The organism is Prosthecobacter sp. (assembly GCF_044373815.1).
Taxonomy (GTDB): domain Bacteria; phylum Verrucomicrobiota; class Verrucomicrobiia; order Verrucomicrobiales; family Verrucomicrobiaceae; genus Prosthecobacter.
The window spans coordinates 1-15,080 of sequence record NZ_JBIPNG010000118.1 but is presented as its reverse complement, the minus strand read 5'-3'; the positions used below and the strand labels follow the sequence as shown (position 1 = coordinate 15,080).

9 protein-coding genes and 1 pseudogene are annotated in these 15,080 nt (G+C 58.6%); 7 read left to right on the top strand and 3 right to left on the bottom strand.

Features of this window, described 5'->3' with window-relative positions:
• Positions 1 to 186 precede the first annotated feature (186 nt).
• The 5 genes from ACIREA_RS11970 (at position 187) to ACIREA_RS11950 (ending at position 8,856) form a co-directional block, all read left to right on the top strand.
• Positions 187 to 1,038 carry a BPL-N domain-containing protein gene (locus ACIREA_RS11970; protein WP_397382506.1) on the top strand — a complete coding sequence of 284 codons (852 nt, stop codon included), beginning with the start codon at positions 187 to 189 and terminating at the stop codon, positions 1,036 to 1,038.
• A 287-nt stretch (positions 1,039 to 1,325) separates the two neighbouring features.
• A complete protein-coding gene (locus tag ACIREA_RS11965; protein ID WP_397382505.1) occupies positions 1,326 to 3,401 on the top strand; it encodes an autotransporter-associated beta strand repeat-containing protein in 2,076 nt (691 codons plus the stop codon).
• A 92-nt stretch (positions 3,402 to 3,493) separates the two neighbouring features.
• The gene (locus tag ACIREA_RS11960) at positions 3,494 to 5,320 is read left to right on the top strand and encodes a phosphoenolpyruvate carboxykinase (GTP) (protein WP_397382504.1); all 1,827 of its coding nucleotides are present in this window, start codon (positions 3,494 to 3,496) and stop codon (positions 5,318 to 5,320) included.
• A gap of 626 nt (positions 5,321 to 5,946) precedes the next feature.
• The gene (locus ACIREA_RS11955) at positions 5,947 to 7,065 is read left to right on the top strand and encodes an AAA family ATPase (RefSeq protein ID WP_397382503.1); all 1,119 of its coding nucleotides are present in this window, start codon (positions 5,947 to 5,949) and stop codon (positions 7,063 to 7,065) included.
• Positions 7,066 to 7,593: 528 nt separating this feature from the next.
• Positions 7,594 to 8,856, top strand: coding sequence for a hypothetical protein (locus tag ACIREA_RS11950; RefSeq protein ID WP_397382502.1), 1,263 nt, complete (start codon positions 7,594 to 7,596; stop codon positions 8,854 to 8,856).
• 351 nt (positions 8,857 to 9,207) lie between these two features.
• Here ACIREA_RS11950 and ACIREA_RS11945 read toward each other — a convergent pair whose 3' ends face one another.
• Positions 9,208 to 10,575, bottom strand: a complete 1,368-nt coding sequence (locus ACIREA_RS11945) for a hypothetical protein (RefSeq protein WP_397382501.1) — start codon at positions 10,573 to 10,575, stop codon at positions 9,208 to 9,210.
• Between the two features lie 9 nt (positions 10,576 to 10,584).
• Positions 10,585 to 11,751, bottom strand: coding sequence for a GDSL-type esterase/lipase family protein (locus tag ACIREA_RS11940; protein WP_397382500.1), 1,167 nt, complete (start codon positions 11,749 to 11,751; stop codon positions 10,585 to 10,587).
• Between the two features lie 66 nt (positions 11,752 to 11,817).
• Between ACIREA_RS11940 and ACIREA_RS11935 the strand changes: the two genes are divergently transcribed.
• Entirely contained in the window at positions 11,818 to 11,949 is a 132-nt protein-coding gene (locus ACIREA_RS11935; RefSeq protein ID WP_397382499.1) for a hypothetical protein, read from the top strand.
• A gap of 34 nt (positions 11,950 to 11,983) precedes the next feature.
• On the opposite strand, the gene ACIREA_RS11930 is transcribed toward ACIREA_RS11935, so the two are convergent.
• Positions 11,984 to 14,173: a hypothetical protein gene (locus ACIREA_RS11930; protein WP_397382498.1), complete on the bottom strand. Its 2,190-nt coding sequence runs from the start codon at positions 14,171 to 14,173 to the stop codon at positions 11,984 to 11,986.
• A 670-nt stretch (positions 14,174 to 14,843) separates the two neighbouring features.
• Between ACIREA_RS11930 and ACIREA_RS11925 the strand changes: the two are divergent.
• Positions 14,844 to 15,080 (top strand): annotated as a pseudogene (locus ACIREA_RS11925) (hypothetical protein); the annotation flags it as partial.

The following is a 15,080-nucleotide window of genomic DNA, read 5'->3' as shown; positions in this document are numbered from 1 at the left end:
AGATCGCCCTGCGCGTCATGAAAAAGCACGGCATCGCCATCGATGATCTTTACACTTTCCTCGCTCCACAGCTCACTGGCATCGCCAATCCGCAGGACGTCCACTTCAACGCCAAAGGCTACGAACTCATGGGCCAGCAGGTGGCGAAGTCGATTGAAGCACAGCTGAAGTAAATCACCTTCTGCCATGGCCACATTTCATTCACTGCTACCTTTGCTTCTGCTGTTCGGCGGGCTCGCCTCGGCATCTGCGCAGGGCGTGAAAAAAGCTGTGCCCGCCCCATTCGTCGTCCCACCGGATGTGAATGGGATGAAGACGATCATCGCTGCACCAGTGCTGACGCGGAAGATCAAAGTCGGCATCTACCGTGGCACAGGCTCACCCCAGAGCGGAGTGGACAACGTCATCAATGTTCTCAAACCGTTCCCTCAGGCGACAGTGATTGTTCTCAGCGGCCAGGAAGTGGGCAGCCTCAATCTCAGCTCCTATGATGTGCTCGTGTTTCCCGGTGGTTCCGGCTCCGGCCAGTCAAAAGGCATTGGCGAAGCAGGTCTCAAAAACGTTCGTGAGTTTGTGAAGCAAGGCGGCGGTTATGTGGGCATCTGCGGCGGGGCCTACCTGGCCTGTTCAAATTTCACCTGGGGCCTCGGAATTTTGAATGCGGGCACGGTTTCCAACAAGTGGCGCCGCGGACAGGCGCTGCTGGATTTGGAACCCACTCTGGCCGGTCAAAAATGGCTCGGCGATGTGAAAAGCACGTTTAAAGTCCGCTACCACAATGGCCCCATTCTCACACCGGCGGCTCGCACCGATATCCCCGCCTACAACGTTGTCACAGTTTTCAAAACCGAGATCGCAGAATACGGCTCCCCCGCCGGTGTGCAGGTGAATTCACCCGCGCACGTCATTTCCACCTTCGGCAAAGGCCGCGTGTTTATCTCCAGCCCTCATCCCGAGAACACACCAGGACTCGAAAACTTCATCCCTCGCGGGATATTCTGGTCTGCTGGAGATAAACCTCCCCACGCAGTGGACTGATCGACGCGATGGGCGGGAAGGCGTGCTGAAAAAATCCCTCTCCCGCGCATGCGCGACCGGCCCGAAAATCGACGTATTGTTTGCACGCGCCCTGCTCTCTTCTGTAACACCTGTTTCGTTGTCCCCCCCGGTTTCGGGGCGATGGTTGACACTTGATCCCCACACGCATTTTGCGTCGTCCGCGTTAGTTATCCTCTTCATGGCAGTCTCAATCCGCATCATCATTTTCCCAGATTTCCCCGCCCAAACCTCGGCGGTCTCGCAGATCTAACTGCGCTGCTGGAGTCATGAGAAACCTTTCCTCATCATCGCTCGGCGCCCTGCTCGTCGCCAGCCTCGGTCTGGCGGCTTCCGACGCTGCAGCGCAGACCACCACCTTCTGGGATGGCGGCTCCACCGGTGACAGCGGTTTTTGGAGTCTTGGCTCCAATTGGTCAGGCGACTCGGTCCCTCCAAATGCGGCAGATTCAGATGTCGTGTTCAACAATCGCAATGGCACGGGCACTTTGGTTAATATGACCGTGAGCGGCACCCGCGTGTTTGGCCTCCTGACCTTTGACAACATCAACACCAGGCTTCCCTCCAGCCTGACCATCGATACCAACAGCACCGGATCCACCTCCCGTTCGCTCACATTGTACAAAGGCATCACCCTGCAAAACACCACCACCTCGGTCATCTTCACGGGGGCCAATGGCACATTGTCCGTGGTGCTCGGTGCGGACAACATATTCACCACTTCAGCCACATCCACGCTGGAGTTCGGCTCTGCCGTGGCCATCAGCGGTGCGTTTCGCATTACCAAGGAGGGAGTGGGAACACTCATATTGGACGCAGCCAATTCCTTCACTGGAGGAGTCACCATCAATGCGGGAACCCTCAAAATCACCAAAGGCACCGCCCTCGGCCCCCTTCCTGCCTCCTACATCGCGGACCAGGTGATCCTGAATGGTGGCACCCTGGAGTACGCATCGGATTCAAATTTCAGCTCGGGCGCCAATCGCGGCTTTTCCATCGGCAGCAGCGGAGGCACCATTCGGGTTTCCGGCGCAGGCGACTACTCCATCTCAGCCATCGTGGCCGATCTGAGCGGTCAGTCTGGCGCTCTCACAAAAGAAGGGCAGGGCACCCTGACTCTGGATGCCGCCAGCAGCTACTCAGGCGGCACCACGATCGCCAGCGGCACTCTGCGGGTGGGAGTAAGCGGTGCGCTGGGTTTTTCCAGCGGCGTGGTGAATCTCGGCAGCATCGGCGGCGGAGATGCGTCACTCGTCAGCTACCTGGGCGGCTACGCTTTTGCCAATGACATCAATGTGGTCGCTGGCAGCGGCGGTGTGCTGACCCTGGGCTATACCAGCGGCGCGAGCTTCAGCTCCCGCTTCAGCGGCAAGATCACTCTCAATGACGACCTGGTGCTTTACAGCCAGTCGGTCGATACGTTTGCCCTGCGTATTTCCGGGGCCATCTCAGGATCCAAAAACCTCACAAAGACAGGCACAGGCATTGTGCGCGTGGAGGACAACAACACAGGCTACTCCGGCACCACGACGATCTCTGAGGGCATTTTGCAGCTTGGCGCCTTGGGTGGCGGCACCACCGGTGCCCTTGGATCAGGCAATGTCATCGACAACGCCACTCTGCTGGTGAACCGCAGCAATGCTTACGCTTTGACCAATCAAATCAGTGGCACTGGCTCTCTGACTCAGACGGGTGCTGGCACCACCACTGTGTCGAATGCCAACACCTACACCGGAGGCACGACAGTCATCAACGGATCTCTGCTCGCCACCAACACCACCGGCTCGGCCACAGGTTCGGGTGCCGTGGTCACGTCTTTTGGCACAAATCTGGGTGGCACTGGATTCATCGCGCCCACGGGTTCCAACGGCATCACTGTAGGAGGCAACGTGGCTCCGGGGGGCTCGGGTTCAAACAACGGCGTCGGCACGCTGACATTCACTCCCATGGACGGCAATGTGACGTTTCAAAGTGGCAGTTCCATCACCTGGGATCTCATTGGCAACCATGTGAACGACAGGGTCGTCTTCGCCGCCTCAGGCGCGGGCAGGATGGATTTCTCAGCGATGACGGCGGGCAGCCTGGCCGTGGCCTTTGTGGGCGGTTACATTCCCTCCCTGAATGACTCTTTCGATCTGCTGGATTGGACGGCCGTGTCCGGTTTGAGCACCAGCCTTTTGAACCTCAATACCACGGGCTTCCCCCCTTCCTGGACTTGGGACACCTCGCAGTTCACCCGCGCCGGCGTCATCTCCATCGTACCTGAACCTGCCCAGTTTTGGCTGCTCCTGATCGGCATGAAATGCGTTTTTCTGCGCCGCCGCCGTGCATGCCTCCATGGCTGAGTGATGCACTGGTTCGCCAATATAGGCTGCATGAAGCACAGTGACAGTTGGCATGCTTTCGGCATGTTGTTGCCATCCACAAAACCCACCCCATGACGCCGATCCCCTCCTCGAAACCCCTCAGTAAAAACATCCATCTACAGCGCTGGGTCGGAAAAATGGCCGCTCTCTGCAAGCCCGACCGCATTTACTGGGTCGATGGCTCGAAGGCCGAATACGACCGCCTGTGCGATGAAATGGTCGATGCCGGCACCTTCACACGGCTGAATGAGAAAAAGTGGCCCGGCTGCTTCTACGCCAAGTCGGACCCCAGTGATGTCGCCCGCGTCGAAGAGCGCACCTACATTTGCAGCAACTCGAAAGACGGCGCTGGCCCCACCAACAACTGGATGAACCCCTTCGAAATGAAGGAAAAACTGCGCAAGCTCTTCAATGGCTGCATGCGCGGTCGCACCATGTACGTGCTCGCTTACAGCATGGGCCCCATCGATTCACCCATGTCACAGATCGGCGTGCAACTCACCGATTCACCCTACGTCGTGGTGAACATGCGCATCATGGCCCGCATCGGCAAAAAAGTCTTTGAGAAGATCGACGAGGCCAAGAAGCGTGTCGTCCCCTGCATGCACACCGTTGGCATGCCGCTCAAGAAGGGCCAGAAAGACGTCCCATGGCCCTGCAACAAGGAGAAGTACATCGTCCACTTTCCTGAATCCCGTGAGATCTGGAGCTACGGTTCCGGCTACGGTGGCAATGCCCTCCTCGGCAAGAAATGCTTTGCCCTCCGTATCGCCTCCGCCATGGCGCGCGATGAAGGCTGGATGGCCGAGCACATGCTCATCCTCGGCGTCGAAGACCCCAAAGGCAAAAAGACCTACGTCGCCGCCGCCTTCCCCAGCGCCTGCGGCAAAACGAATTTTGCCATGCTCATTCCTCCCCAGCACTTCGTGCAAAAAGGCTGGAAGGTCTGGACCGTGGGTGATGACATCGCCTGGATCAAACCCGGCGCGGATGGCCGTCTCCACGCCATCAATCCTGAGGCAGGTTTCTTCGGCGTCGCCCCCGGCACCAGCGACAAGACCAATCCCAACGCCATGGCCTCGCTGCGCAAGAACACCATCTTCACCAACGTCGCTCTCACGCCAGATGGCGGTGTCTGGTGGGAAGGCATGACTGATACCCCTCCCGCTCAATGCACCGACTGGCAGGGCAATCTCTGGACGCCTGACATCGCCAAGGAAAAAGGCACCAAGGCCGCACACGCAAATTCACGCTTCACCGCCCCTGCCTCACAGTGCCCCACCATTGATCCCGATTGGGAAAAACCCGAAGGCGTTCCCATCAGCGCCATCATCTTCGGTGGCCGCCGCGCCACCACCATGCCCCTCGTCTATCAGGCCTTCAATTGGAGCGGCGGTGTCTACACCGGAGCAACGATGGGCAGCGAAATGACCGCCGCCGCCGCAGGCACCATCGGCAAAGTTCGCCGCGATCCCATGGCCATGCTCCCCTTCTGCGGCTACAACATGGGCGACTACTTCCGCCACTGGATCTCCATGCAGCGCACCCTCAGCGAGACGCCGCGTGTTTTCCATGTGAACTGGTTCCGCAAAGACGCCAACGGCAAGTTCCTCTGGCCCGGATTCAGCGAAAACATGCGCGTCCTCAAATGGATCATTGATCGCGCCACCGGCCACGGCAAGGCCAAGGAAACCCCCATTGGCTGGGTGCCCAGCTACGCCGACATCGACTGGAAAGGCCTCGACTTCCCCGAAGAAAAATTCGAAGAACTTCAGCACTTCGACCGCGACGCCTGGCGCACCGAGATCCTCTCCCACGAAGAACTCTTCATCGACCTCAAGACCCATCTCCCCAAAGAGCTCATCTACGAACGCGAGCTCCTCATCTGCCGCATGTAACACCGCCAGTACTGCAGCCATCTCGCTTCCCGCGAGATGCGCTCAGGGCAGGCCACGTCTCGATATGGCGTTGAGTCATTGCCGCCAGCACAGTGGCCATCTTGCTTCCGCGAGATGAGCCCACGTCCCGCATTGCGCATACCACGTCTCGGTAGTTCCTAAACAATTCCCACATCTGGCCCTTCGCAGCGCAGAGCGCACGCAGCCAATGGTGAGGCGAAATCCCGAAGAGGCACAGCGGGAACCACCAGACCATGGACATAAGGCACGCCACGTCCATAGACTCTCTCCGCACCCACTTCGACGTGGCTCTCAGAAGGGTCGTTGCGGAATCAAACGCCGCAGGCCAAAAAGCCCCCGGAGCGCGGACTTCCAGTCCGCAGCACTCCGCATGCACTCATGCCTCCGCGCATTTCTTCAGCACCTCAGCCTTCAGCGTGCAAGCCTTCTTGCCACACACCACGCGCCCTCTTCGATACTTCCTAGAAAGTCATCAGCAGTCCTTTTTGTCCTTCAGAAGGCATTCTCCACTTCCGTCGCCCCCTTCACTCGCAGACCAAGCCTCCCGCTCTCCTCTTTCACCACCGCTGGACATCCCCTCCCACCCCCGCTTGGATGTCCCTCTCATGCTCCATTCCGTCCGCCTCTCCGGCTACCGCTCCCTGCGCGATCTCCGTCTGCGCCTCGGCCGCGTCACCGTCCTTCGCGGTGCCAATGGCGTCGGCAAGACCAATGTCTATCGCGCCCTCCGCCTCCTCTCCGCGCTCGCCCGTGGTGATTTCGCCGAAGCCGTCGCTTCTGAAGGCGGCATGCGCAGCCTCCTCTGGGCCGGCAACACTGAGCACGAACGCCTCACCAATTTCTCCGCCGAAGTCCTCTCCGAAACCTTCGGCTACGAGTTCGAATGCGGCCTCATGCCCGTCAGCCGCTCCGCCTTCAAACTCGACCCCGACATCAAGCTCGAAGCCCTGCGCTACGGCAAAAAGCTCCTCGCCAAACGCTCCAGCTGCCAGGTCCGCCTCGCCGATGCCAAAGGCGTCATGCACACCCTCACCGAGCCCGTCGGCTCCTCAGAGTCCATGCTCGCGCTCATTCGCGATCTGCAAAACTACCCCCTCCTTCTCGATGCACGCCTCAGCCTCGAACGCTGGCGCTTCTATCACTCCATGCGCACAGATCCCGATGCCCCCGCACGCCGCCCCGTGCGCGGCTGCTGGTCCCCCGTCCTTGCAGAGGACGCCTCCAATCTCCCCGCCGTCATCCAGACCATCAACGAATCCAACGAAGCCACCGCCTTTCACGAGGCCTTGGCCCAGGCCTTCCCCGGATCAAACCTGCACATCGAGTGTGGCGACTGGTTCCGTCTCGCCTGGCAGGCTCATGATCTCCCCCGCACCCTCGCCGGCCACGAACTCTCAGACGGCACCCTCCAGTTCATCTGCCTCGCCGCCGTCCTTTGCAGTCCCCGCCCACCCCCGCTCCTCGTCCTCAACGAACCCGAAACCAGCCTCAACGAATCCGTCTTCCCCGCCCTCGCAGAGCTCATCTTAAAAGCCTCCGAGCGCTCCCAAATCCTCATCATCTCCCACTCAAAGCCCCTCGCCACCGTCCTCGCCGCCCTCTGCAAAATCCGCGTCCAAGAACTCACCATGCGCCTCGGCGACACCCGCCTCCGCGGCCAGGAAAATTCAAAGACCTGCTACGTGTTCGATGACGATGAAGAAGAATCCACAGCTCCCGCCTGACCTCGCAGCTCCGCGTACCTTCTCATGAGCACACTGAATCGACTCCTACGATCACTGCCGAGAAGCTCGGGGGAGATGGAGCGACAGAGCCGGGTAGGAATGACGCTCACGCTCAGTAAGGAGCGTAGACCACGGGTTGGTGACTCTTGCGCCTCCGGGAAGTCTGTACTGGGAGCGCCGATTTTTAATCGGCTCTGGCTTTGCCCCCTGATTCACGAACCACCAACCCGCTTCCCCTTCGCGCGTCCCGCACTCTATAGGCACTCTGGGCAGAGAATCAATTCAATCTCTGCTCCCTCTGCCTCTTTGCCCCTCTGCGGCAAACCGAACGTCCTTGAGGTCATCATGCCGGAAATGAGTAATGCGAATCGCCACTATCAAAAACCATTCATGTCAGCAAGTGCGCAAAGCCCAAATCCAGCAAGTCCCCCCACCGCTCCCACGTAATCTTCCGCCACAGCCACCTCCGCGTCTCCCTACTCCTTCCCCTCCCTGTCTTCGCGGCACACACCCACCACCACTCCAGCCATGCCCACCCGCCGCACATTCCTCACCACCGCCGCGCTCACCCTCCTGCTCCCAGCGCTTCTCCCTCTCCACGCTGAATCCACCCCCGCCATCACCGGCGAGACCGAGCACTTCCTCTACCGCATGCCCTCACCCGAGGCCCCTTATATCGACACCCAGCGGGACAACAAGGCCTTCGCCTTCAAAGGCACCCGCATCATGCTCTCCGAAGACAACGGCACCACCTGGCCCCACACCGCAGAATTCCCAGAAGCCGAAAACATCACCTTCAGCACCATCCTCAAAAACGGCAGCATCGTCTTCGCCACGCGCGAGCACCTCTTCCTCTCCACCGACAACCTCAAGACCCATCGCGAGATCATCGTCAAAAAGCCCGACGGCACCGATTACCTTCCCCACACCCCCGTCAAACCCGATCAGCCCGGCTGGTACTTTCACTCCCTCGATGGCGAGCACTGCTTCGACGTAAACGGCAAAGAAATGCTCGTCTGGGGCAATTACTGCAACGTCCTCGGCGGCCCCGTGCCCGTGAACATCTACTACTCCACCGACAACGGCCAGACCGTGAAACTCGCCTACTCCTTCGGCCAGAATCCCAAGTTCCAGCAAAAAGACGCACCGCCCTCCGCACCACTCCTTGGCGACCCCGCCAACACCATCATTGCCCGCCACGTTCACAACGTCACCTACAACCCCGCCGAAAACGCCTTCTACGCCTGCTCTGGCGACATCGACCGCGGCGATGGCAACGAATGCCATTGGCTGCGCGGCATCTACAATGTCGCCGCCGACACTTGGGACTGGAAAGTCCTCATCTCCGTCAACTCAAACTCCCGCTTCAAATGCGGCGGCATCAATTTCATTGGCGACAAACTGTACTGGATCGCCGACGCCAACGGCCCCGCCATCGCCAACCGTCATGACCGCGGCATCTTCACCTGCGCCCCCCAAGACATCACCGACACCTCCAAGCACACCCTCCTCTTCAATCCCATGTTCGAATCTGCCAACATGCTCGTGCAGGACGGCGTCTTCCTCGCCACCCACTGCGCCCCCGCCTCTACCTACAAATGTGGTATCATCTGGTCTCCCGACATGGGCAAAACCTGGGCTCAATATGACCTCAAAGAATTCGGCCCCCGCAGCGGCTGCCGCATCAACAAAAAGAACACCGACGGCTGGTTCCGCATGGACCTCCGCAAAGGCTGGATCGAACGCGCCGAAGTCCTCTTCCTCAAACCCAAGCCCACCGCAAAACCCTGACCCTGAAGTACGACAGACACTCCTGTCTGTCGACCAGCGTTCCCCAATCCTCCCAGTCCATCGAAAAATCTCAACCTCACTTAACAGGCTCCTCTGATTGAACACGAGACAATTCAAAATGCTCCAAGCATAGGCGTCGTGAATTCCATCGGTCCAGGCTCCCCCAATCAACGCGACAGCTTCTTGGACTGCGGTGGCAGAGATGCAAGGCACAAGCCTGCATCGCCGACACCGCTTTCGCGGGGTAAAGCGCATACTTCGTCCTCGCTTCGCCGCCAGCTCAGGTGGCATCGCGCCTGTCATGCAAGGCTGGCGAAATCATCACTTCTCGTCCTCGATGGCCAAGCACCATCACTGGCCGATCTTCAGCAGCTGCCCTTCTTCGATTGTCATCGTTCCATCCACACCATCAAGGGTGTAATCGACCTTCAATTGCTTCTCGATGCCATTGGCCGGGTCGCCAAAATTCTCAGCAGTGGCTGCCACGGTGAGCGAATCTTCGATCCAGTCCGCCACCTTCTGCGTCACGTTGACCACCGCAAGGTTGGCCAGATCGCCATACACCGCGTTCCTGATCACCAAACGCGGTGCCTTCGCATTCGCTGCGCGTTTCACGGGCTTGAGCTCCAGGAAGGGATTCCCGATCAGCAGGATGCCTGAGACAATGTCGCCAGGCACATGATCGCCGGGGGCGTGTTCGATTTCATGAGCCTGCTTGCAGGGAAGGTACGCTTTGCCGAGGTAATCTCCGGCGCGCAGTCGCTCATAGATAAGATCATCAAAACCGACGCCACCACTGCGTACCTGAGCAACTGCGGCCTGCCCCAGATGATTGCCAAAAACCCAGCTCAGCCCGCAGTTGGGCCCGTTGTTGTCATGCGCGGTCTTGTTCCAGTTGGCAGCGAAGCAGCCATGGCTGATGGTGATGAGGGAGCCGGTTTTCATTGCGGCGATCTCATGCGCAAACAGATCCTCGTCGTCCATGGCGTGACCGGTTTCATCCGAGTGCAGCGCCACGCAGGTCAGCGAGTAGCTGTGTTTTTGGAAAGCCTCCAGCGCTGCCTTGTGCGTGCATGCTTTTCCCTCCAGCAGCGTCACATTCTCGGGCGCGGAAAATCGCGCGCCACCGCGTCGCTTGAACCACTCCCCGGTGCCGGGCCAGTCGGCGGTGATGACCTCCGTGCTGAAGAGGAGCGTGCGGAGTTCCGGCACCACCCTGCTCGTGTAGTAGTCGTGCGTCTTGGCAAAAAAGCGGCGCAATGCGGGGATGTCATCGTCCCGCGCTTTTTCACAGGCGCGGATGTTGGCGACCCAGATCTTGAGCTGCGGTGTGCCCTTGTAGGCATCGTCCACGCCGTCCTTGTTGTTGTCCACGAACTCAAGGTCGAAGTCCTCATAGTAGAGCGGATTGGGATTGGCATGCTCATGCATGAAAAACGGATGCATGGGCATGGCCCCCACGAGGATGACCCCGGAGACTCCGCTCTCCTTGTGCAGGCTCTTGATGGCCGCACGCACTTCCGCTGGAGTCTGCCAGTCGCGCACGATGAGCCGCAGCTTAACGGGAAAGCGTGCCTCCACATCGGCCATGTACGTGCGCAGTGGCTCGGCGAGCGCCTTCTGCGTCGGCTCGCGCAGCAGGATCGCTATGCGCTCAGGCTCCGCTGCAAGCAAGCTCGATGCCGCGAGGAACAGCGTGATGACGATAAAGTGCTTCATGGCTCTTCTTCACTCCGTCGCTCCTGCCGCACCCACTGCCCAGATTCGCACCTTGGCGGTTGATCCTTGCGGTACTTTGGTGCCTGCAAACTCAATGCGCATACGGTGCTGTCCTGAGGGCAAGTCCTCCGCCAGCGGCAGTCGGTTGGGACTCTTTTTCAATGGCTGTGCCGCTCCTCCATCGATGGAGAAGGTGGCAAAGCGTTCGGCTTCCTCATCAATGTCATATCCCACAAAGAGCAGCTTGCCCGCGAAACCAAACTCGATCCCTCCGTCGGTCGAGGCCGGGCTTTCCCACTTGGTGCCGTCTGGGGTTTGGGTCCAGCCGCTGTTTTGAGTCGGCTTCAAGTCGGCGTATTGAGCATAGCGACAGTTGGCAAAAAGGTCCGTGATCATCGCCGCAGGAAGCTCCGCATGGCCTGCTGTGGCGCTGTGTCCTGGGTTGGCATTCACCTCGCTAAGGAGAGCGATCAAAAGCTCCGAGGCGAGAATGTGTCCCGTGTCATTAGGATGCACCACATCGGCATACATCACCTCCCACTTGGCGCGTCCGCTGTAAATCTCCGGCCACCACGCATCGCGAAAGCTGACCATCGGCAGATCATAGTGTCGGCCAAGCATGTGCTGAGTCTCCTGCGCATTTTCTCCCTTTCTCTGCATGAAGAACAACTGGACGACGGCCGGTTGCTGCGGCTCGCGCAGGATCTGCCGCAGCACGCCTTCGTAGCTGCCCCAGAACATCGGCACCGGATGGTTGTCGTTCACGGCATACTCCACAATGACAAGGTCCGGCTTCTTGCTCAGCACATCCCGTTGCACCCGCATGGCACCGTAGAGCGAGTTGGTGCCGCCGATGCCTGCATTGACGAAACGCACCTTGGCCTTGGGAAAGGTTTGAGTGAACCAATCCGCGACCCGGGCGATGTAGCGATTCTTCGGGTCCTTGGTCTGCAAGCCCCCTGCGGTGATCGATCCACCAATCGCCGTCACGCAAATTTCCTCACCACGCCGAGCCTTCGCCATGACCGCCACCAGTCGGCTTTCATTGCCCTTGGAGACCAGTCCTCGATCCCTGATGGAAGGAGTCGTCACAGGCGACTGAGCATGGACCTCTGCAGTCCGTTGCAGCAAGACGGACGCAAGAATGGCGAGCCAGAGGGATGGAAATCTTTTCATAAGAAGAAAGGGAAGGGGAACACTGAGCCGCATCATGAAACCGGGGGCATGTTACAAATAATGAACATGAGGAACTCCTGCGCCGCGCAGTCCGCGCGGGAGCATGGCATTCAATGCAGGCAGCGCGAGACTGACGGCTCCCGCTTTGAGAAAGTGTCGGCGGGCAATGGGCTGGCGGAGGCTGATGTTCATGAGTGACGGTGTATTCATACCGTGGATATAAGCGTCGGGTTCAATCGATCCACTGCCGGGCTTTCAGCCAACCAATGACGCGGACATTCATCCTACGCTGCCCCTGAAAGGAAGTGTCCTGGTGTTGAAAGTCGTCAAAGTATTTGCGGCAAATGACGGAGATCTGCTCAACCGCGAGGTTGTGTGTGAAAAAGTCGGACTCCAAGGCCTGCACCAGCGCAGCCAAGGCTGTTTTGTCGAGTTTGGTAAAACGGAAGCCCTTGTTAAGAAAGTAGTGCGCCAGCCATTGCTCCCGACTTTCCGCCTTGTGTTCATCCCACCAAGTTTCGAGCTTCTTCAGTGGCTCGATTCGATCTGCCGCGAACGCTTCTGGACGATAATCGCCCAGTTGCCCGGTCAGTTGTTGAAAAGCACTGGCAGCGTGGCTGCGTGCAGGCAGGGACTTGTCAGCCATCTTTCGGAGGCATAGGGCAACGAGCCAGTGTGGATCCCGGCGGGCGATTTCCGCAAACGCGGTTCCGCGGTGTGATGATCCCGCATAGTTCTCCAGATAGGCCCAGTGGAATAAAAAACTATCGGGTGAGCTGGTGGAAGGACAGGTCTTCTCGACCTCCTTTTTGAGGGCTGCGGTTGCTTCTGGAGTGTCCACGGAGAGCAATGCATCAAGGATATAGGAAGGGATCCAATACCCATCTGTGAGAAACTTCGGAGCGGGTGGATCTTGCAAAGTGGACAACAACTCATCAACGGCCCAGGAGTCGCCATGCATGGCAAGGGCGCGGAGATAGGGGATCTGGGCGTGATATTTGATCTCCTTCTCGTGCTCTTTGAGATAGGCAAGAACCTCTGCGCCATCAAGGACTGCCAGGCCATCGAGTTGCCGTTCGTTGTGTTCATTGACCTCTTGGCTGAATCGCTTGATGGCAGCCAGAGATCCTGGATTGTTTTGAACGCCGATCGCCCGAAAAGTTGACCCATAGGTGCTGTCCCCGGGACCGATTTCAGCAAGGTGTTCCACCAGATGCTCGAACATTCGAGGATCGCGGACATAGCCCATGCCTTCATACACCAGGTCGGTGTTATAGATGTTCGTGGCGGCTGCTGCGGCCTTCAGGCGCTTGAATCCTTCCTCGAAGAAAACCTTGGCAATCTCCTGGCCGGCCGTCTCCATGATGAAACCATGATCATTGTGGGATGTTAGGCGGTTCACGAGAAATTCCATTTCTTCGTCTTCAGAGTAGGCTGGAATCGGCGGATCGACTTCCTCACGCGGGATGCGAAGTATCCACGGGACGCCATCGGCACGCTCCAGCATTCTATTGAGGACTTGTTTGCATCCCGGATCAGTCTCGACTTTCAGGCGCGTCTCCAACAGAGGGATGGTGCGCTCACCAAGAGCTGTCAGTTGGCTCTCCAAATCGGGTGCCGTGGAGCGCTTGGTGTTTAGGCGCCAAAACTCGTCCGACAATTTGCCAATCGCCCTTCGCCTGACCGATGCGGATTCGTGTCCAAGAAAAGGCAGGGCCAAATCCACGTTCTCGTGAGAATCATGCGGTATCGCAGACAGGAGCATGTCGAGCCGCTCTGGTTTCTTTTCCGATGCGATGGCCTTTTTCAGTTCCTGCATCATTCGATCTCGGTTTTCCTTTGCCAGCAGTCCCGCCGCAAGTTCCATGATGGGCAGGCTCGTCCATTTTTCCCAGAACTGGTCTGGCTCAACAAGCTTGGTCGCGACGAGAGCATTGAATGCCGCTGCAGCGAGACTTGCATCCTGGGACAAGGCAATGTTGTGCAACCGGGCGACCAGCTTCGGTTCGCGCTGAGCATACAGTTCTTCCATGGCATCTCGTTGCATTCCCATATCCACTTGCTGTAAGATTCGGAAAAACGCGTCAGGCTCCTGTTGCTGAGTAAGGGCCTCAAATCCATCGGCCAGTGCTGCCGGCTGCCAGTCAACTTCGTTTCCACTCTTCGAGCCAAGGAAGAACCAAAGCCCTGGCTGTTTGGCATCAACTCGCACGCCAAATCCCCATTGGGAACGAGGTCGGTTAAAGATCAATCCTCCATCGGGTTGAGGGTGCACCCTATTGTCCGTCACCAATTTCAGCATTTGTGCCCTGGCAGCCGATTCGTCCCCTTTCACCATGCGATCCAAGTGAAAATGCATCTTCCCCTCTGCCGTTTCAAAATGGCCAACCACGATGATTTCGGCCCTGCACAGTTCCGCCATGGTGAGCGGAGGAATCCATGCACACAGTGCCTGTGACGCTGTTAGCAGGCAAGCGAGCAAGGCCACTGCGCGAAGCAGAAAATCGTGTCGGCTCGTGAGTTTCATATGAGGTTAGATTCTACCTTGTGGAACACGATGAGATCAACCCCCTTAACCACGACTGGGCTGCGGCCGTGACGTTCACCTTCGACGTCGATCCGGCGAAGCGCCATTAGCAACACGCTGCACAAGGGCTTGAAGGATATGATGCTTGGGGCGTTCATTTGTTCAAGAACGGGCGGCTGTCGACGATGCGGTGAATGAAGCTGCGCAGGGCGTAGTTATCCGCGCGGCTGGCTTTGACGGGGAACCGGGGCTAGGGAGCAAAAAATTGACAAAAAACCAACCTTAGCTCTCTGAATTCAGCCCATTCCTTTGCTCTCCATTCCCTTGCCAAAATCAAGGCCTCCGCACCACCACGCCGTCATTCACCACCTGAATCGGCGGGAAAAATCTTCCCACCCTGCCACGAAGCAAAGCGAAACAAGCCCTCCAAACTCTGATTCAAAAACTCTTCTCTGCGGTCTTCTAAACTCTCGCGGTGTTTAAATCTGTGTTCCCTCAAGTCAGTGTCCTCAGCAGACCAGCAAAGAACAGGCGCCGCCTTCACGTAGTGCTCCAGCACAAGCCCATGCACCTCCGCCTCCTCGTCCTCCTCCTCTTGCCACTCGCGGGTTTCGCAGCCGACACTCTCATCCCCGCCGGTGCCGCCTCCGTCGACATCACCCCCGACTACCCCGTCCGCCTCAGCGGCTACGGCAACCGCCGCGCCCCCAACACCGGCGTCTCCCAGCACATCTTCGCCAAAGCCCTCGCCCTCGGCAGCGATGCCGAAGGCCCCGCCATTCTCGTCACCGTCGACAACGTC

Bases quoted from the DNA above. Each gene is read 5' to 3' on its own strand.
- ACIREA_RS11970 (WP_397382506.1), top strand. From the start codon at position 187: ATGGCCACATTTCATTCACTGCTACCTTTGCTTCTGCTGTTCGGCGGG.
- ACIREA_RS11965 (WP_397382505.1), top strand. From the start codon at position 1,326: ATGAGAAACCTTTCCTCATCATCGCTCGGCGCCCTGCTCGTCGCCAGC.
- ACIREA_RS11960 (WP_397382504.1), top strand. From the start codon at position 3,494: ATGACGCCGATCCCCTCCTCGAAACCCCTCAGTAAAAACATCCATCTA.
- ACIREA_RS11955 (WP_397382503.1), top strand. From the start codon at position 5,947: ATGCTCCATTCCGTCCGCCTCTCCGGCTACCGCTCCCTGCGCGATCTC.
- ACIREA_RS11950 (WP_397382502.1), top strand. From the start codon at position 7,594: ATGCCCACCCGCCGCACATTCCTCACCACCGCCGCGCTCACCCTCCTG.
- ACIREA_RS11945 (WP_397382501.1), bottom strand. From the start codon at position 10,575: ATGAAGCACTTTATCGTCATCACGCTGTTCCTCGCGGCATCGAGCTTG.
- ACIREA_RS11940 (WP_397382500.1), bottom strand. From the start codon at position 11,751: ATGAAAAGATTTCCATCCCTCTGGCTCGCCATTCTTGCGTCCGTCTTG.
- ACIREA_RS11935 (WP_397382499.1), top strand. From the start codon at position 11,818: ATGAGGAACTCCTGCGCCGCGCAGTCCGCGCGGGAGCATGGCATTCAA.
- ACIREA_RS11930 (WP_397382498.1), bottom strand. From the start codon at position 14,173: ATGGCGGAACTGTGCAGGGCCGAAATCATCGTGGTTGGCCATTTTGAA.